The organism is Corynebacterium sp. PCR 32 (genome assembly GCF_037464985.1).
Lineage (GTDB): Bacteria > Actinomycetota > Actinomycetes > Mycobacteriales > Mycobacteriaceae > Corynebacterium > Corynebacterium kroppenstedtii_D.
On record NZ_JBAHVL010000002.1, the window covers coordinates 1 to 18,271 of the forward strand.

Annotated in this window: 17 protein-coding genes; 6 read left to right on the plus strand and 11 right to left on the minus strand. The window is 56.0% G+C overall.

The window, feature by feature from the left end:
• Positions 1–71: 71 nt before the first annotated feature.
• From V5S80_RS03865 to V5S80_RS03875, 3 genes are all read right to left on the minus strand, one after another.
• On the minus strand, positions 72–1,289 hold the full coding sequence (locus V5S80_RS03865) for an aminotransferase class I/II-fold pyridoxal phosphate-dependent enzyme (protein ID WP_395169465.1): 1,218 nt from the start codon (positions 1,287–1,289) through the stop codon (positions 72–74).
• 72 nt (positions 1,290–1,361) lie between these two features.
• The gene (locus tag V5S80_RS03870) at positions 1,362–2,282 is read right to left on the minus strand and encodes an ABC transporter permease (protein WP_395169466.1); all 921 of its coding nucleotides are present in this window, start codon (positions 2,280–2,282) and stop codon (positions 1,362–1,364) included.
• The gene (locus V5S80_RS03875; RefSeq protein ID WP_395169467.1) at positions 2,282–3,184 is read right to left on the minus strand and encodes an ABC transporter ATP-binding protein; all 903 of its coding nucleotides are present in this window, start codon (positions 3,182–3,184) and stop codon (positions 2,282–2,284) included. The genes V5S80_RS03870 and V5S80_RS03875 overlap by 1 nt, the downstream gene beginning before the upstream one ends.
• Positions 3,185–3,284: 100 nt before the next feature.
• Here V5S80_RS03875 and V5S80_RS03880 point away from each other — a divergent pair, with 100 nt between their 5' ends.
• Together V5S80_RS03880 and V5S80_RS03885 are read left to right on the plus strand one after the other, a co-directional pair.
• Positions 3,285–4,478 (plus strand): hypothetical protein, encoded by a 1,194-nt coding sequence (locus V5S80_RS03880; protein WP_395169468.1) that lies wholly within the window; start codon positions 3,285–3,287, stop codon positions 4,476–4,478.
• Positions 4,479–4,583: 105 nt separating this feature from the next.
• Entirely contained in the window at positions 4,584–5,204 is a 621-nt protein-coding gene (locus V5S80_RS03885) for a halocin C8-like domain-containing protein (protein ID WP_395169469.1), read from the plus strand.
• Between the two features lie 723 nt (positions 5,205–5,927).
• Here V5S80_RS03885 and V5S80_RS03890 read toward each other — a convergent pair.
• The 4 genes from V5S80_RS03890 to V5S80_RS03905 form a co-directional block, all read right to left on the minus strand.
• Complete coding sequence (locus V5S80_RS03890; protein ID WP_395169470.1) at positions 5,928–6,269, minus strand: hypothetical protein; 342 nt, start codon at positions 6,267–6,269, stop codon at positions 5,928–5,930.
• A gap of 173 nt (positions 6,270–6,442) precedes the next feature.
• On the minus strand, positions 6,443–7,084 hold the full coding sequence (locus V5S80_RS03895; RefSeq protein WP_395169471.1) for a DUF3239 domain-containing protein: 642 nt from the start codon (positions 7,082–7,084) through the stop codon (positions 6,443–6,445).
• A gap of 4 nt (positions 7,085–7,088) precedes the next feature.
• Positions 7,089–8,765 carry a DNA repair helicase XPB gene (locus V5S80_RS03900; protein ID WP_395169472.1) on the minus strand — a complete coding sequence of 559 codons (1,677 nt, stop codon included), beginning with the start codon at positions 8,763–8,765 and terminating at the stop codon, positions 7,089–7,091.
• A gap of 20 nt (positions 8,766–8,785) precedes the next feature.
• Positions 8,786–11,410 carry a helicase-associated domain-containing protein gene (locus V5S80_RS03905; protein ID WP_395169473.1) on the minus strand — a complete coding sequence of 875 codons (2,625 nt, stop codon included), beginning with the start codon at positions 11,408–11,410 and terminating at the stop codon, positions 8,786–8,788.
• A 74-nt stretch (positions 11,411–11,484) separates the two neighbouring features.
• Between V5S80_RS03905 and V5S80_RS03910 the strand changes: the two genes are divergently transcribed.
• A complete protein-coding gene (locus V5S80_RS03910; RefSeq protein WP_395169474.1) occupies positions 11,485–11,685 on the plus strand; it encodes a hypothetical protein in 201 nt (66 codons plus the stop codon).
• Between the two features lie 158 nt (positions 11,686–11,843).
• Here V5S80_RS03910 and V5S80_RS03915 read toward each other — a convergent pair whose 3' ends face one another.
• Positions 11,844–12,572: a resuscitation-promoting factor Rpf1 domain-containing protein gene (locus tag V5S80_RS03915; RefSeq protein WP_395169475.1), complete on the minus strand. Its 729-nt coding sequence runs from the start codon at positions 12,570–12,572 to the stop codon at positions 11,844–11,846.
• A 432-nt stretch (positions 12,573–13,004) separates the two neighbouring features.
• On the opposite strand from V5S80_RS03915, the gene V5S80_RS03920 reads away from it, so the two are divergent.
• On the plus strand, positions 13,005–13,397 hold the full coding sequence (locus V5S80_RS03920) for a cold-shock protein (protein ID WP_395169476.1): 393 nt from the start codon (positions 13,005–13,007) through the stop codon (positions 13,395–13,397).
• An 18-nt stretch (positions 13,398–13,415) separates the two neighbouring features.
• Here the strand turns inward: V5S80_RS03920 and V5S80_RS03925 are convergent, their stop codons facing one another.
• Both V5S80_RS03925 and V5S80_RS03930 read right to left on the minus strand, forming a co-directional pair.
• On the minus strand, positions 13,416–14,078 hold the full coding sequence (locus tag V5S80_RS03925; RefSeq protein WP_395169477.1) for a DUF2771 family protein: 663 nt from the start codon (positions 14,076–14,078) through the stop codon (positions 13,416–13,418).
• Positions 14,079–14,267: 189 nt separating this feature from the next.
• The gene (locus tag V5S80_RS03930; RefSeq protein ID WP_395169478.1) at positions 14,268–14,546 is read right to left on the minus strand and encodes a DUF2530 domain-containing protein; all 279 of its coding nucleotides are present in this window, start codon (positions 14,544–14,546) and stop codon (positions 14,268–14,270) included.
• 104 nt (positions 14,547–14,650) lie between these two features.
• Between V5S80_RS03930 and V5S80_RS03935 the strand changes: the two genes are divergently transcribed.
• Both V5S80_RS03935 and V5S80_RS03940 read left to right on the plus strand, forming a co-directional pair.
• On the plus strand, positions 14,651–16,138 hold the full coding sequence (locus V5S80_RS03935) for an NCS2 family permease (RefSeq protein ID WP_395169479.1): 1,488 nt from the start codon (positions 14,651–14,653) through the stop codon (positions 16,136–16,138).
• A complete protein-coding gene (locus V5S80_RS03940; RefSeq protein WP_395169480.1) occupies positions 16,139–17,071 on the plus strand; it encodes a TrmH family RNA methyltransferase in 933 nt (310 codons plus the stop codon). It abuts the gene before it with no gap.
• 26 nt (positions 17,072–17,097) lie between these two features.
• Here the strand turns inward: V5S80_RS03940 and V5S80_RS03945 are convergent, their stop codons facing one another.
• Positions 17,098–18,201, minus strand: a complete 1,104-nt coding sequence (locus V5S80_RS03945; protein ID WP_395169481.1) for a DUF6928 family protein — start codon at positions 18,199–18,201, stop codon at positions 17,098–17,100.
• Between the last annotated feature and the right edge of the window lie 70 nt (positions 18,202–18,271).

Sequence of the window (18,271 nt, forward strand, 5' to 3'; positions counted from 1 at the left end):
TGTTGTGTGCGCCATGCACCCCCCTTTTTTTTGTGTGTGTGGGTGCCCCGGGGGTGCGGGCGACACCACAGTTACACCCCCGCCCAGGCACGCAGCCTTCTTCTTGCCTCATCAATACTTGCGTCACCCTTACAGAACGACCAACGAACAAACGACCGATAACGTTCCTCATGATCGACAAACGCGGTCACAGGAAGTGCCGCAACGCCACCGCTCTTCGGCAAATCCAAACAAAACTCATCCGCACTCATCCCCACTGCGGCATCACATGTTGAAATATCAGTAACAAAGAAGTACGAACCAGTGCTCGGATACACCGTCATCCCCACCTCCCGGCACGTCGCTGCTAGATGCTTGTAATTCCCTTCCAAACGCTGGCATAACTGCCCCATCCATGTGGACTCATGCCGAAGCGCATACGCAACAGCAGGCTGAACCGGCGTCGTACCCACAAAAGACATGTACTGCTTCGCAATAACGACACTATCCACGAGAGACGCAGGACCCATCACCCACCCCGTCTTCCACCCCGTCGCATTAAATGACTTCGCCGCTGACGACACCGTTACCGTACGCTCACCCAATTCACCAATCGTCCCAAGTGGAATATGCCGCCCACCATGGAATACCAAGTGCTCGTACACCTCATCAGACAACACGACACAATCATGCTCTACAGCAACGTCACGAATAGCCTTCAACTCGCTCACAGTAAACACATGACCCGTCGGATTATGTGGAGTATTCACAACAATCATGGCCGTCGCATCCGACACAATCCCACCCAGCGCATCAACATCAAGAGCCCAACTAGTGTTCCCCACAGAATCCGTCATAGGCAATAAAGAAACCGACCGATGACGCGCACCCGCCAAACGCACCGCAGCAGCATACGCGTCGTAATACGGCTCAATGAGCACCACCTCGGCACCCGGCTCGACCAAAGCTAACACCGCCGCCGATATACCCTCGGTTGCGCCAACGGTCACCGCGATCTCCGTATCAGGATTAAACACCTGACCATACGACTCGCGCCGATCCCATGCAATGGCCTCACGCAAGTCATACACACCCCGACCAGGTGCATACTGGTTATTCCCCGACAAAATCTCCTCAGCGGCAACCTCAAGCATCCTGCGGGGGCCATCGTCGTCAGGAGCCCCCTGGCCCAGGTTAATCGCATCATTCTCCACGGCGATACGCGTCATACGAGTAAAAATCGTTTCCGATATGCCCTGCAACCGGGAAACAACGGGGGAACCAGAAAATGAACCGCTCTGTTCAGTCATGAGGTCATTCTAGGCCCGACCGGATACCAGGCGTACCAAAACCCAAGGTACCCGCACCACAAATCTGCGGACCTAATATCCGCGGCTCAACCGCCGAGACTGAATTGAAGCCAAACGGCGACCAGACTGTCGCCGCGACAACACCCCCACAATGAACGGGCACAATGCAGACCCCACCACAAACCACATTATGGGCACGAGTGCGGCAGCTAATACTTCAGCAGCATTTAATACACCAAACGTCCCCGGGGCAAAAACATGGCGAGACAACTCACCGAGCCAATACACAGGAAAAACCTTCGCAATTCCCTGCACCGTCTCCGGCATGGAACCAAGAGGAAAAATTATTCCCGACACCCAAATCAGAACAAAACCAGCGATGCACACCGGGAGTGACATCATAGGACTACGCGCTAGCCCCCCAAGAATAATGCCTACCGGTATGGTTGAAACAACTGAAAGAACGACGACCGGTACAAACTGTACCCACGACAGGACTTCACTGGGAAAAACACCACCGATGGCGAGATGCGCTGCCGATAATGTCAAGAACGCATTGATACAACCCACAATGGAAAGAACGATCATTTTTCCCACAAGATACGCTGGGATACCCCCCGGAATGACCTTCGCACGGAGGAGGGTCCCATCATCTTGATCCGTCATCAACGTAGACGATAATGTCAGCATCCCCGTCATTGATAAGGAAACAGGCACGTACGCCGAGGCGAGATAACGGAGCGATGACAGACGCGAAGGATCCTCACCCAGGACCTGATAGGAAAAATACGCAGCGATCGGAGTGATGAGCAACCCAAGAAGAGGAATCAACCGACGTCTGTGACGAAGATCAATACGGCTTTGAGTAAGTCCTAGCCGCACAGTGTGCACCACTGAACTACGCCACAAGACAGAATGATTTCCATCATGGTGGCTCTGAGTCGTCGCTGCTAACTGACTAAAAGACGTGCCATGGTGTGTCTCGTTGTTCACTAATCAAGAGCCCTTCCCTTATCAGTACCGCGGATAACTTCTAGATATATGTCTTCCAGTGATCTCGTCCTGACCTCAATATCTGAGACCCCTGGCGTGCTAGCGACCTCCACAATCACGGGGTTCGGGTCCACCTCATTAACGACGTGTGTGGCCCCGGAACCGTCACGCCACGAAATCCTGCTGTAACTACCATGAAATTCTCGTAATTCAGCCGGGGACCCGTCGGCAACAATGGCCCCCCTGGATAACATAATGATTCGATCACATATGTCCTCGGCCTCACCGAGATCATGAGTTGCCCACAGCACGGTCTTGTCCTCCGCTAACTCCCTGACCGCCTGCTGAAAAGACTTTCGCGATTCCACATCAAATCCAGTCGTAGGCTCATCCACGATAAGTATCATCGGATCACCCATCAGAGCAGCGGCGACATCAACACGCCGACGCTGACCACCCGAGAGAGCATCTAATCGAGTATTCCGCTGCTCCACGAGATCAAGCGCCCCAAGAATCCTATTCATATCTGCATGCACCTGACCATGAGCCCGCGCGATGTAATGAAGGAATTCCGAGACGACCCACTTACCGTGATCCTTCCAATTCTGGAGCATAAGTCCGACGTTCTGCCGAATATAACGAGAATCAGATAACGGATTATGACCACAAATTCGAGCCTCACCTGACGTGGGTGCACGAAGACCGGCCATAATTTCGATGAGTGTCGATTTACCAGCACCATTCGGCCCTAAAAGAGCAATCTTTTCACCTACCCTTACATCAAAGGACACACCCTTAAGTACATGTTTGCTTCCATACGACATAACAATGTCATCTAAATGGATGACCGGTTCCCCGGCTATCGAAGCAGACTCGCAGGGAGCGGCTTCCGTCGTCGTCATTCGATGTCCTTTCTCATTGGCAGCCCATCAGAACTCTAGTTCCGGGGGGGGGCAACGCCAGTCGTAATGTAACACTCGCAGCCCCATATACACTGGCTACATGCCTGTTCACTCCACCCCCGACCATCTCCCCGCTGCCGCCGCATCAGATCCCAACCGGGCAGTGACCCCTCCCTCAGACGTTCCACCGGTCGGCACGAGGCAGAGAATCCCGATATCATCGCCACAGAGGTCCACCGGGGGAGCGTCGACCCAGTCCGGTGGGCTCGTCGATCTCCTTGCAGACAACGACATCCTCACCCCGGCGCAGCAGCTCGATCAGATCGCCAGCTTTATCTCTGTTCACTACACAGACGTGTGGGCCGTGATGTTCGGCCCGAGCGAGTTCTCCGCCCAACATGAATGCCACGCGCCCGGGGACCAAGCCCAACTTCAGTTCGACGCAGAACACGCCATCGGCCGACTCAATGATATCGTGACCCACACATCCCAGCTGGTACTAGGCGCTGGCCTTGATCACTCCGTCCCCGGAGTAGCCTTCACCACGACCGGGCCCGACCTGCACATCGTGGGAAAAAACACCGCAGTCTTCGCGCCATCGTCCCCCACCGGGACTGTAGCGGTATCGCTGCACGGCGGCCCCGGATGGCATGGGTCGGGTGAAGAACTCGACATTTTCTGGCGCCCCACCATCGCCGCTATCGCGGAACTATCGGGCACCACCATTGTCGACGTTGACTACCATCTACCCCTGTTACGGCGGCGCGTAGCAACAGACGACAGTGGCAACGCACAGTACGCGGACACCCCGGAAGGCACCGCCGGGATCATCCGCGATGCTCTCTCCGGAGTAGACGCGGCAGAAAGTGTACTCCAAGACCTCATCGGAGACAGGAAATGCCAGAACAGCTACGACATTGTGACGTTTGGGTCGGGCACAGTGGCTGGCTTGGAACTAGCTGCTCAGTTGAACCCCATGCGGATGGTTGTGCAGCATCCTAGGTTGCTTGACCCAACACCGGGAGACACCACCTGGCGGGACCATGATTTTGGTGGAGTCGACGTGCTGATTCAGAAGGCAACTCGGGACACCATCGCTGTGGACGTTGACAACGTTACCGATGACCTCACGCGCGGAGGTGCTCACGTCACTGTGAGAGAGTACCTGGGGTACCACGTGCTCGCTACGCCGGCAGTCCAGCGGCACCGCGCCCAGGATGCTGCAGCATTCCTCCGCCAGAAGGGGTATCGAACTCACCATGATGTGGATTTAGGGTCAGGCGAGGCTTGGTGAAAAATGTTCGAAACATGATATTTAACGTATGTTCGTGATAATTGTTATCGGAATGGGTTAAATTAAATCCAAGAGTTTGCCTGTTAATAGTATGTCTGGAGGAAAGTGAAGACTAGAAATGCTGTCTCGCCGATACTGGCTTTTCTGCTAGCTCTTGTTGTTGCAGTAGGTGTTGCTCCTCAAGCTCCGGCGACGGAGACTTTGAAGGGGGCCACGCTGTCAATTGCGCGAGGTTCTCTGCAAGAAAAGGGGTTAAAGTGGGATAATGCCCAGGTTAATCGAGTAAGTGATACAAAGGCTTGGGTTACTGTTGCTCCTGATCAAAAGCAATTTGGGGGAGGAGCGGAATTCTATCGTGTCGCAGTTGACACGGATCATGGTGTTGCTACCGTTCAGAAGTATGTCGTTTCGAAACCAGATGCCAAGAGTGGCGTTGCCCATGCGAAACTGTATGCAGACGGTGAACTGTTTTGGTCTGGTTCTGTCTCGAAGGACGGAGTCCTTGCTCCAGATCCTGATAGTCCGAAGGTTGACACCACACGTACCAGAGGCGTCTGTAAGTGGGCAATGAATGCAATCTGTGGTACTGGCGGTGGAGCGGCTTGCTATGGTGCATGTATCGGAGTTGGACTCGCTTCGGGACCTGGTGGTTTAGGCTGCGCCGCAGTATGTAGGCTAATTTCCGCTCTTGGGTGCTCTGCGGCGACTAAGAAGGTGTGTGGTTAGAAATGCAGAACTTTTTCACGATATTCTTGTTCATATATTCGATTGTAGTCACTCTAATGCTCCTGCGGAAGGGTAAATAAAGATCAAAAGGGATGGTTGTTAACGTCTGAGAGAAGATTTCTCAGTCCCTCAAAGGGTGAAAGAGTTGAGAAATGATCTCATCTTCGTTGAGCCGATGGCGATGAGCTAGCAATTTTCAAGGAAATATCTATTCCGCTATGAACCTAGTCGAATTGTTGGTGTTGATGCTCGGCTTGGATATCGGGCATAGAGCTGTTTCATAATTCGTGTCGTTTAACTCAACCTTATAAGCCTGAGTGACGTTTGGGTCGGGCACAGTGGCTGGCTTGGAACTAGCTGCTCAGTTGAACCCCATGCGGATGGTTGTGCAGCATCCTAGGTTGCTTGACCCAACACCGGGAGACACCACCTGGCGGGACCATGATTTTGGTGGAGTCGACGTGCTGATTCAGAAGGCAACTCGGGACACCATCGCTGTGGACGTTGACAACGTTACCGATGACCTCACGCGCGGAGGTGCTCACGTCACTGTGAGAGAGTACCTGGGGTACCACGTGCTCGCTACGCCGGCAGTCCAGCGGCACCGTGATGCGCGGTGCCGCTGTCACCGGGGCGTCATACCTCGCCTGGGCGCTATAAAAGAGAGCTCATGGCGACAGCAACAACCCGGCAACATCGGCCACATGACGAAAAATGGCACCTCTAGGCGTGTGGTGCAGGTCGGGTGGCTCGCGTCGAGAGAACCAACCCCACACCAATGAGAAGCAGGCCGAACACCTCACCCCCAAAGCCCGGAAGATTAATCGCACCCAGCGGCATCACGCGGAATGACAGCGCCCCGACACCCGCCAGGAGGCCACCAAGAATAAACAACGCGCGTACCGCCCCCGTGTGGAGAACACCGACAACCGCCGTCACAAAGGACAACACTAACCCAGCCCAGAACAGCATAAAGAACAGTGGACGACTATCGACTGCTGCCACGCTCACCCACGAAGCCAGTGAGAAAACAACGGCAAGAATCGGAACAAGCTTCGTTTTCAACGAGGACAACTCCTGAGACAGTGAACGTTCCAGAGAACACAGTGCTTGTACACGGGGTACCCACACCTTAGCATTCAGTACGATCCTCCCGTCTCACCCGAACAAACAACCACACAAAACACTCATCACTAGACGCTCCCACCCCGCCAGTATCTCGTCACACTCACCACACACTACAGCGGCAGAAGATTCCGCTTCGCTGCCATCACACTGTCAATGCGATCCAGGTTCTCAGCCAGTGTTTTCCACTGAGCCGGCTCAATAGTGCCTTCCGCATCACGGACCACATTCTGATCCTTCGTCGCCCACCCAATCGGCATCGGACTCACCTCGTCCCACCGCTCCTTATGCTGCACCGAACGCGTAGCTGTTACCGCCACTGACGGAATACGCTCACCAACCTCACGCACACTCCCCGGCACCCGCGCGACAGTACGCGCCGACAAGGCCCACCGCGGTTCATCATCGGGACTCACCGACACATTGACCAGGGCCATAATCTCCACATCATGAGGATTCACACGAGCAACCATCGCCGGCACCAACTCATACCGGTCATACAGGGACTGACCAGAGCCCACCTTCTTCGGAATAACCTGCACCATCACCAAGCTAAACAACCCGAAGAGCCCAAGAACAATAGCGAACAACACCCACGCACCATCGTCACCAACAAAAAAGAAAATGAGGACCGCCGCAACAACCAAAAACGCACCCAACACCCCCGCGCCAAACTGCAAACGACGAGAATCCCTCACAAACTCATTATGCTGGCGGTTAAAAGCCTCATCCACAGTGAAATGAAAAGTGCCCATGGTGCTAATCATCCTCAAGGTCCGGTAAATCCGCCGAGTCCACAATCCGGTACGCGTAACCCTGCTCAGCCAAAAAACGCTGACGGTGAGCAGCATACTCTGTGTCGATGGTATCGCGTGACACCACCGTGTAGAAATGTGCGCCCCCACCATCCTTCTTCGGACGCATCAACCGACCCAACCGCTGCGCCTCCTCCTGCCGCGACCCAAACGTCCCCGACACCTGAACCGCCACCGACGCCTCCGGCAAATCAATAGAAAAATTCGCCACCTTGCTCACCACAAGCGTCGAAATCTCCCCAGAACGAAAACGATCAAAAAACTCCTCACGCTTCCTATTCGCCGTCTTCCCATCAACCAGCGGAGCATCAAGCTTCTCACTCAACTCCTCCAACTGATCGATATACGCCCCAATAATCAACGTCGGTTCCCCCGCATGCCGCTGCATAATCTTCCGAACCACACGAACCTTCGCCCCCGAACACGCAGCCAACCGATACCGATCCGACCGCTCCGCCGTCGCATACACCATCCGCTCCGCATCAGTCATCGCCGACCGCACCTCAACACACTCCGCCGGCGCAATCCACCCCTGAGCCTCCACATCCTTCCACGGCGCATCAAAACGCTTCGGCCCAATCAAACTAAACACATCCCCCTCACGGCCATCCTCACGCACCAACGTCGCCGTCAACCCCAAACGACGACGCGACTGCAAATCAGACGTCAAACGAAACACCGGCGCAGGAAGCAAATGCACCTCGTCATAAATAATCAACCCCCAATCACGCGAATCAAACAACTCCAACGCCCGATACTCACCCCGCGTCTTCCGCGTCACCACCTGATACGTCGCAATAGTAACCGGACGAATCTCCTTCTTCTCACCCGAATACTCACCAATCTCATCAGCCGTCAACGTCGTCCGACGCAACAACTCATCACGCCACTGCCGACCCGACACCGTATTCGTCACCAAAATCAACGTCGTCGACTGAGCCTTCGCCATCGCAGCAGCCCCCACCACCGTCTTGCCCGCACCACACGGCAACACCACAACACCAGACCCCCCAGCCCAAAACGAATCCGCAGCAAGCCGCTGATAATCACGCAACCCCCACTCCACAGACTCCGTCGACAACGACATCGCATGAGCCTCACCGTCAACATAGCCCGCCTGATCATCAGCAGGCCACCCCACCTTCACCAACTCCTGCTTCAGACGACCACGCTCAGACGGATGAACAGTCCACGCATCATCCGCAATCGCCGACCCCAACATCGGCCTAATCTTCTTATGCCGCGTGACCTCCACCAACACAGCCCGATCCGTCGCATGAAGAACCAACCCATGAATCGGATCCTTATGCAACGTCAACCTGCCATAACGACCCATCGTCTCCGCAATATCCACCAACAACGGCTGCGGAACAGGAAAACGCGACAAACGCTCCAACACATCAACAACCTGCTCCGCATCACGCCCCGCCGCACGCGCATTCCACAACGCCAACGGCGTAATCCGATACGTATGAATATGCTCAGGCGCCCGCTCCAACTCCGCAAACGGAGCCAACGCAGCACGAGCCTCCTCCGCCCTCGGGTGCCCAATCTCCAGCAACACCGTCTTATCCGACTGAACAATAAGAGGACCATCAAAGGAGCCACCGCTCTGCGTCATACAAACCCTTCCCTCTGAAATCACCGCTCCAACAGCGAAATACTCGTCACATGATGGAACGCCACACGCCGAACCTCCGACGAATAAACATCAATCCCATCAAAATACCCCGACCGCACCGTCAACGGCTCCAACCGATACCGATGCGTCGCACCATCCTTCCCAACGCACGTCACCATCACCCGCATTCCCGACCGCGCACACTCAGACAACTGAGCAACCCAATCCTGCGGCTGCCTCAACACCCGACCACCCGCATCATCAGCATCCTCCTGACGAACACAAGCAACCGCGCCGGGAATACCACCCTCAGGGGCAGAAACACCAGTGCACGAATAACGAATCAGAGGATCAGCCTCACCCACAGGACACCGGTCAACGCGACGCTCACAACGGGCCACGGAACCCGATTGCACCGCCACACCACCAGCGTCCACCTCCATCACATGGAAACCTGCGGCAGAAAGGTCCCGCAAGACCATCGCCAACGGCACCGACCCCACCAGCACAGTCGGCGCAATCATCCGCAGCCCCGCCGGCGACGCCACCGGCGACGCCACCACATCGTCCATCACCTGAGGATCATCAACACACACGTAACACGACGCCGCCCCGCCGCGCACAGAACCATACAAACGGCCAACATCATTAATGAGGTACGTCACCGCCTGTGGAACACCATTGAGAACCCGCTCCGACAAAAACGACGACATCTCATCAGGTGTCAACCCCGAGACCATGCCCCGTCGAATGCTGTCCTCAGACACTCGATACAAGGTAGCTAGACCAGGACTCTCGACCTCAGCGATACGATCCATCACACGCCCAGTCTCACTATCCAGAGGCCCCGGCGCTAACACAGTCATATCACCCTGTGCAATCAACGTCGACGATGCAGCAGGAAACGACTCCTGACAATGACGGATGAGAGCGACAACATAGTGGTCATAGAGGGACAACTCCGACACCTCAGCAGCAGCACCCGAACCTGCCATGCTCTCACCGTCCACTACCCCGGCACCGTCCAACTCCGCAGGACTCGAACAATAAAGGCGTGACAAACGAAGCACGTAATCCGCCATCGCAGTAGAATTCGTCCCACCAGAAGGAGAAACGTCGTGAAACAGTGGCAGTACGATCTCCGCCACACCGGTCGTTGTTCGTCCGGACAACAGCCCCACGTGTTCGGCATTCGCCGCCACATCGGGTATAGCACGAGGATCCATATACACCACATGCTGCGGATACATGAATCCATATGCTGTGTACGTGTCTTCCCTCGCCCCCGTTGTCAACGGATCAAAACCACGCGCTGCCAACAACACCTGCCGTCGCAGAACCAGAGCCCCGGGTGACGCCGTCTCCTCGTCGAAAACATTGACGTTTTTGCCATCCGCATCCTTGCCGACCAGCCACGTCTGCCCCAGCGAACCAAACCACCCCATCGCAAGAATCGCCCACTGTGTGCCAGCGTCAGCATCCATCCATTCGTCAGCCAGTCGAGTGGGGGCCCACCACCCATAAGTCGCATCGTCATACAACGTGTCTGGATCACCCCAATCCAGAAAGCCAAGACCACGGGCAAGTTCAACGATAAACACGAGCTTCGCACGAGTGACACCCATCGACGACAGCTCTTTTTCCGCACGACGGAGTTCTCGAACCCCAATCTCACCATTGCGTAACGCCTTAAAAGGAGTATGCGCGGCAAAACGCAGCACCTCTCGCATATGGGCCAACGTCAGGGCAACCTCAGACACGGCTGCCGATGACACTGCCGCACGATCTTCCGAGATAGCAGCGGCAATGTCGTCAGCTGTCTGCGCCACAGGAACAGGAGGCGGTGGAAAAAAGAAATCTTTAGGTGGACGCAGTGACGTTGGTACGAAGTTCTCATGCCGGCCAGCAACATAGTTATGCACACGCAACGGTAGCCGGACATAGACATCCGCGGATGGTTCAGACGAGGCTGCGTCATACACCTCCAGAAGACCTAGCGAAATAAGGTGAGGGACAGGAGCAGACGGATCCGAATTCTTCGCAGGCGAATGCACACCGCGCCCCCCAGCATCATGAAGACGGTGTAATACTCGGCGCTCATGTTCGGTCAGCCCATTCACAAGTTCGCTCCACGCATCACCCACCGGTAACGGAGGCTCAATAAATGCACACTGCGACGATCGTGACTCCAGTGCCTCGGGGACTACACGGAATGAGGACGCCATATCAGCGTCCTCAGTTGTGGTGGGGAAGGGGAGACCCCACACGATCCCGTGTACAGACAAATAGCCCAAAGCGGCGAGTACATCACGCTCGGTAGGCTGGGCCGACGCGTTCACTCCGGCATCAGTGAGCAACTCTGACAGACAGTCGTAAACCTCGGACACCGTCAGTGTGGCTGTACTGTCGTGGCCATCAAGGACATGCGCCATCGCCTCAAGGCAGGCTGATGACAACATATCTAACGCTTCGACAGTGTGTCTGACGGTAAAAGGGCTGGCCAGGCGTGCGGCCAAATTCCCGCTGCCGACAGGCATAGGAAAGAGATTGTCCAGACGCTCACGGAGAATCAACGAGAGTTGATTGTCGCTTATCTGTGATAGCCACTCAGACAAGCGTTCAGGGACAGAACCGGGAGACGACATAAAACCTCATTCTAACCGGGGGGAATAGAGATCAGCAGGATGACTAATGTGCGATGATCTGAAAAGATGGAAGTATGGCGAAAGAAAAGAAGCACTATGTTGATCCGGGCTGGCCTCAGCATCTCAACGAGGGTGAACACCCGGTGACAGAGGTGATCTCCCACATGGCCGGAGCAACAAGCCCGTATGGTGACGACACGAAGTTCCCCGTCAACTCCGACGAGCTCAACTATGTTCACCCTTACACTCCGGTAAATAGGCCTCATAAGCGTTAGATGCCGACAGACTAGGCTCTGATGCTGTGCTAGCGGCACTGTGCTACATAGGGCTGTGTGGCCGGATAATTAAAGACTGATCCCCTCGGAAGAACCGACTCACAGCGGTGTTCGTCCGAGGGGATGATGCTCGTCTCTATGATGCGTTCACTTACGCGTTATTGAACGTGGAAGCGGTAGCGTACGGCATCGTAAATCTTTGATGCGTTGGCGGCAGCTTGGGTGTAACCATCGACTGCGGCACCGACAGCCTGGTTGTAGGCGCTGGTGAGTTCATCACGGTGAGCATAGTAATAGTCCGTGATGACAGCAGGGAGTGGAAAGCCTGCGTTGGCGAAGGAATCCTGGATAGCCTCGAAAATGTGATCAAGGCTAGCGATGTTCTGTGTGCGTGCCATCTCGGTAACAGCAGCTTGTGGCGTAGGAGCTGGGGGTGCGGTAGGAGTAGCATCCTCAGCGGGCGGAGCGGGCTGAACCGCGGCTTGAGTGCCATTCGCGTAGGCGTTGTCACGCGGCGTGGAACCGGTGCTCAAGCCCAGCTGTGCGGAACATGCGGGCCACGCGTTCCAGCCCTGTGAAGCCAAGACGCGCTCGCCGACAGTGATCTGTTGCTCGCGGGTTGCCTGGTCGGCGGTCGCGGCGTATTCGTTTCCGCCATATGCGGACCACGTGGACGGGGAGAACTGCAACCCGCCGTGGTATCCATTGCCGGTGTTGATGTTCCAGTTGCCGCCAGCCTCGCATTGAGCCAAGCGATCCCAATCGGAGTCCGGTGCGGCGGAGGCTGATGGCGCAACGGCAATGCCGCTAGCTGTGAGGGCCAAGCCGGACAGGGCGACCTTGGCGCCGGTTGGAATACGGTTGGTGTTCTTGGAGTGACGTCCCATGAAGGGGTAAACCTCTCTGTGCGGTAATCAGCGTTCGTACGGAACGGCTGCTTGCGTACTGGCTGGCCACGGTACATGAAGGTAACGGAAAGGTCACATTCCGGTAGCGAATTGGATGCGTCGGTCAGTAGTTAACATTAATAACAGTGCAGTATATGGCCGATTTTCGCCAATGGTAATGAAATGAAAGTTCATTAAAATGTGATTAAGAACACACAAAAACCGGTAGCGGAGCACAACCTCCCCCGAAAAGAACACCCCCACCCGCCAAGGGTGGGAGAAAACATACCAATCGAGTAAAATACGTAGTTTCGCCCAACAGCGCAGGAGGCATCCGCAGCACCATCACCAGCCGGCACGGTGAAACCAGCACTAATACCCTCCAGATGCGCCACCACACAGCACCATCACCACAGAGAAAGGAAAACCCTCATGCCAATCGGAAGAGTCAAATGGTTCGATCCCGATAAAGGATTTGGGTTCGTAACCAACCCGGGCAACGACGACGTCTTCGTCGGCGCCCAAGTATTACCCGACGGTGTAGAAGAACTGCATCAAGGACAAAAAATCGAGTACGAATTCGCGGCAGGCCGAAAAGGACCACAAGTGCTCCGGATCACTGAGATCCAGGAAACACAACGCCCGCGCCGTCGCCCCACCCACAAACACAAACCAGATCAGCTGCAAAGCATGATCCAAGACTTAATGACGCTCTTAGAAAACCATGTACAACCGAGCCTCCAAGCAGGACACTACCCAGGGCGTAAAGAAAGCCACCAAGTCGCCGAAGTTCTCCGTGCCGTAGCACGAGAACTCGACGCTTAAGACCTTACATCGGACTTGCTACGACGTCGGGCTGATAGCCCACACCATCGTGTAGGCATCGTCATCACCAGACGAATGATCCCCGTGGGAAGAACCACCCACAAGAACAGCATGAACCTCCGCAACTTTCAGTCGGGAACCATCTTTACTTCCTTGGATGGTGACCGACTTTTTTCCTTTCGACTGATAGACCACCTCGTCATTTTTGGAGTTGTCCTCATAAATAGTCAGCAATGACCATCGCGTATCAGAGACCATCGACGGAACATCGATAGTCGCCTTCCCATCAGCAGGAATCGCAATTCTCGTCGTCTCCTGCTCCTTACACTCCGTCGACCCCAGTGCACACGCCTGAAAAGGCCGAGCAGCCACCTTATGCCCATCCGCGCCAGTAACAGACAACGACACCGTCGTCGGATCCACCGAACTACGCCGTTGCTCCCAATACGTAAAAGCGATCCCCGCCACAATCGTCACCACCACAATGACCGCCATGACAGACCCCACGATGACCATGGTGCGACGTTCTCGCTGACGCTCAGCCTTCGTTCGCCGCCGCGAACGACGACGCACCACCTGCGATGCAGACGCTGGCACTGACACATCAGAACATCCCGTCGGCTGCACCGACTCCGACGACAGTGATGGTTCTGAGCTGGTGGATGAACCCGAATCGGACATAGAACCCACAATAGCCATGGGCTACCAGCCCCGTAAACGCGGGATATCCACAGCCACACACCAACCGCAACCCCCACACCAACAATGAGGGGCAACCCCCACCACGCTGCACCCGAAAACCAGACTGAGATAGGGCAGCACGTTCCCACCCCCGGGGCATGACAGTCAACCACACCCGGGGCAACACGGTCAGTCTACGCCCTCCTGAACCCATTGAGCTCCACGGCGAACCGCCTCCCGCTGCCACATGTACACGCCGTAGCCCAAAACCCCCGTCACCGCGCCGATGATACTCGTCCACACAAACTGGTCACCCCACCCACGTACGAGCCCACACACCAGCGCACTCACCCCCCACATCATGATCCCGACGATGAGTGCAGGCCGTGGATCTTCAAGAAACCACGGAAGCCTAGGCAGAGGAACATCCCGAAGTGGTGTTGCGCGGAATTGGAATTTACGGCTCACACATGCCAACTTACCCCTGTAGGGTTTTCCCAACCCACATGTCCTCGTCCCACCCCCGTACCCACCACACCTCGGTACGGCCCCACCTGTGTGCAGGAGCTCCGATGCCCAACAACACGTCCCCTACGGACGCCACAACGGCTCCGACAAAGAAAAAACTCTCCGCATTCGACAACTACTTCCAAATCACCGATCGCGGATCAACAATTGGTACTGAAGTTCGTGCAGGTATCGTGACTTTTTTCGCAATGGCCTACATCGTGCTTCTGAACCCGCTCATTCTCGGGACAGTGCCAGACCACACGGGAACACAACTGGGCATTCCCCGCGTCGCCGCTGTGACAGCCTTGGCAGCGGGAGTAATGACCATCTCCTTCGGACTCATTGCGAGGTACCCATTCGGCATCGCGACCGGCCTCGGAATCAACACACTCGTTGCGGTAACACTCGTGTCAACGGAAGGACTCACCTGGCCACAGGCAATGGGCCTCATTGTTATCGACGGCATCATCATTGTTCTCCTTGCCGTCACCGGATTCCGCGTAGCCGTGTTTAACGCCATCCCAGCACCAATGAAGACAGCAATGACCGTCGGCATCGGTCTATTTATCGCCATTATCGGATTCGTCGACGGCGGCTTTGTTCGCCGCATCCCGGACTCAGCCCACACGACCGTCCCAGTGCAATTGGGCACAGATGGATCTATTGCATCCTGGCCGACGGCGGTCTTCCTCGTTGGCCTCCTCATCTGCGGTGTCCTGGTCGCGCGAAACATTCGCGGCGGATTATTCATCGGCATTGTGAGCACCACAATCATCGCGATGATCGTGGACGCTATGGCCAACCCCGGACCATCCGTCGAGAACGGGAAACCCCGCCCCACAGGATGGAACCTTGCCGTGCCGAGGATCCCGCACTCATGGGCAGGGATGCCAGATTTGTCCTTGGTCGGCAACGTTGACCTCGTCGGCGCATTCAGCAAAGTCGGGGCTCTCACCGCGACACTGCTCATTTTCACCCTTGTACTAGCCAACTTCTTTGACGCCATGGGAACCATGACCGGGCTCGGCAAACAAGCCGGACTAGCCGACGACAACGGCGTCCTACCCAACATGAAGCAGGCGTTGGTTGTTGAAGGAACAGGCGCCATTGTCGGCGGAACACTGTCATCCTCATCGAATACGGTATTTGTAGACTCCGCAGCCGGAATCGCCGACGGCGCCCGCACGGGCATGGCCAACGTCGTCACCGGAGTGTTGTTCCTCGCCGCCATGTTCCTCACCCCACTCTACGAAATTGTCCCTACAGAAGCTGCTGCTCCAGTGCTAGTCATCGTGGGAGCGTTGATGGTAGGGCAAATTCGCGAGATCGACTTCTCCCACTTCACAACAGCCCTTCCCGCATTCCTAACCATCGTTGTCATGCCCTTCACATATTCCATCGCCAACGGCGTCGGCATCGGCTTCATCACCTACGTCGTGATGGAGACCGCGGCGGGACGGACGAAGAAAATACATCCACTGATGTGGATCGTCGCAATTCTGTTCATCGTGTACTTCGGGATTAACCCCATCCGGGACGCGGTGAGCTAAATGAACCACCCTCCCCACCAGACCATGGACGCCCTCAGAATTGAACCCATTAGCACCGCATCCGATCCACGTCTCGATGACTTCCGCAACCTCAACCACTCCGACAAACGCCCCGATATGCCCGGCGGAAAAGGACTGATCATTGCTGAAGGTTTGCTGGTAGTACCACGCCTGATCCGCTCACGCTACCCGGCGCGCGCCATCATGGGAACCGAAGCGAAACTCCGGTCTCTCTGTACTGACCGCGCCCTAACGGCAATACTTGCACAGAACAAAATTCCCATGCTGTGCGTGACCCGGGAAGTCATGGCGGACGTGGTGGGTTTTGACATGCACCGTGGCTTGTTGGCCTCAGCAGATCGCGTTCAGGCCCCATCCGTCGAAGACATTCTCGACTCCCTTGACGCCAACAGTGCCCGAAACAACCACGACAATTATGATGGCCAACCCAGTGCTGTACAACAGCAGATCAGCGGAACAATCGCTGTGCTTGAGGGTGTGGGTGACCACGAAAACATCGGCGCCGTATTCCGCAATGCTGCAGCGCTAGGCGTCGATGCAGTACTGTTCGGAGCGGGCTGTGCCGATCCCCTGTATCGCCGCGTCGTCCGTGTGTCGATGGGGCATGTTTTGCGCGTCCCCTTTGCGTACTTCGACGGAAATCGTTCCACCTGGCAGCGTGGATTAGTGGCTCTTCAGCAGCGCGGATACCGTTGTGTGGCACTCACCCCGTCCGCTGATGCACGCATGCTTTCTGACGCCCTCGATGGAGCAGAGAAAGTCGCACTCCTGGTGGGCGCTGAAGGTCCAGGATTAACCGAACACGCTATGCGGGCAACAGATGTGAGGGCGCGCATCCCCATGGCACCAGGAACAGATTCACTCAACGTGGCCACGGCAGCAGCGATGGGATTCTACGAACGGTCGCGGTAATGTGCATCGTTCATGGGCGACTCGGGCTAGCGGCGTGGAGTCCGTCGCCCACTTTTACGAGCGCGAGCGCGAACACGATCACCGATCGCGTGAGGAAACGAGGCCACCACACGGCCACCACGACGAGCCGCATTCCCCACGACAACGGCAGCACGTTTCATGAACGCAGCCACATCAGAGCGGTCAATGTCAGCCCATTCCCGCACCGAGAACGGTGGAACATGGGCGTAGTCGTCATAGTCAGCCTCATAATCATCGGAACGGTGTTCACTAATCCACTCATGGTCGTGGAAGTGACGCGACTCCTGTTCCACGGACGCCACCCCTTGGGCATGGTGAGTGGCGGATTCGCCATGCCGTGGGGGCGTCTGACGGCCACGTCGGGAGGATGACTCGGCGGACAGGTCACGCGGTAAACGCGATGCAGGGCGACCATCAACAGCGAATGCCGCAACAGGAACATCCCTCGATGTTGGGGACAGTGAGAACCCAAGCCAGGACTGAAGCGCATCTCGAGCAAGTTCCGCCGGAAGGAAAGGAAGTTCAAGCGGCTGATGCGTACCGTGGTTTCGTTCACCAGCCCAAAAAGGGCTCTCGAACGATTCTGGTAGACCAGAATCCTCAAAAATGGTGACCCGGTTAGAGCAGAAGGAACGCACCAACGTGCCCTCATGCCAATGCGCAAACCCACCGAGTGGGCTGTGTTCGTCAGCGGCAAACGCATAAATGTCAGTTGCCGGAATAGGCTCAACCAGCTTCAATGGCAAAGTAGAAAGGCAGGCCACATCAAACTCGTACCCAGGAAACGATGCGGGAACATACTGAAGAACAGCCACACCATCGAAGCCGCCGATGTATATTTCACCGGGCCCAGCAGACGTCGACCGGTTCAGAGGGAAATCTCCCATGTGAGTGACGGGCCACTGCGGGTTCAGCTGGGCAAGGAGTTTCCTGCCAAAACCCCGGTCAGGTATGGGATCGCTGGGGAAGGCGCGTTCCGGGTTGTTTGTGGACACACACCAAATAGTGACGGTGGCGGAAGGAAACGGATACTTCTCACGTGGGCTTGACACGTGTGTTGTGAAATCGTGGTTAGAAGCCGATCCAGCTGAATCTGGTACGTGAGCCATGTCATCCCTCCATCTGAGTCACAGTTACACTTCTCCGCAGGTGGGCCTACTTGCGGGCGGGTGGTCCTAG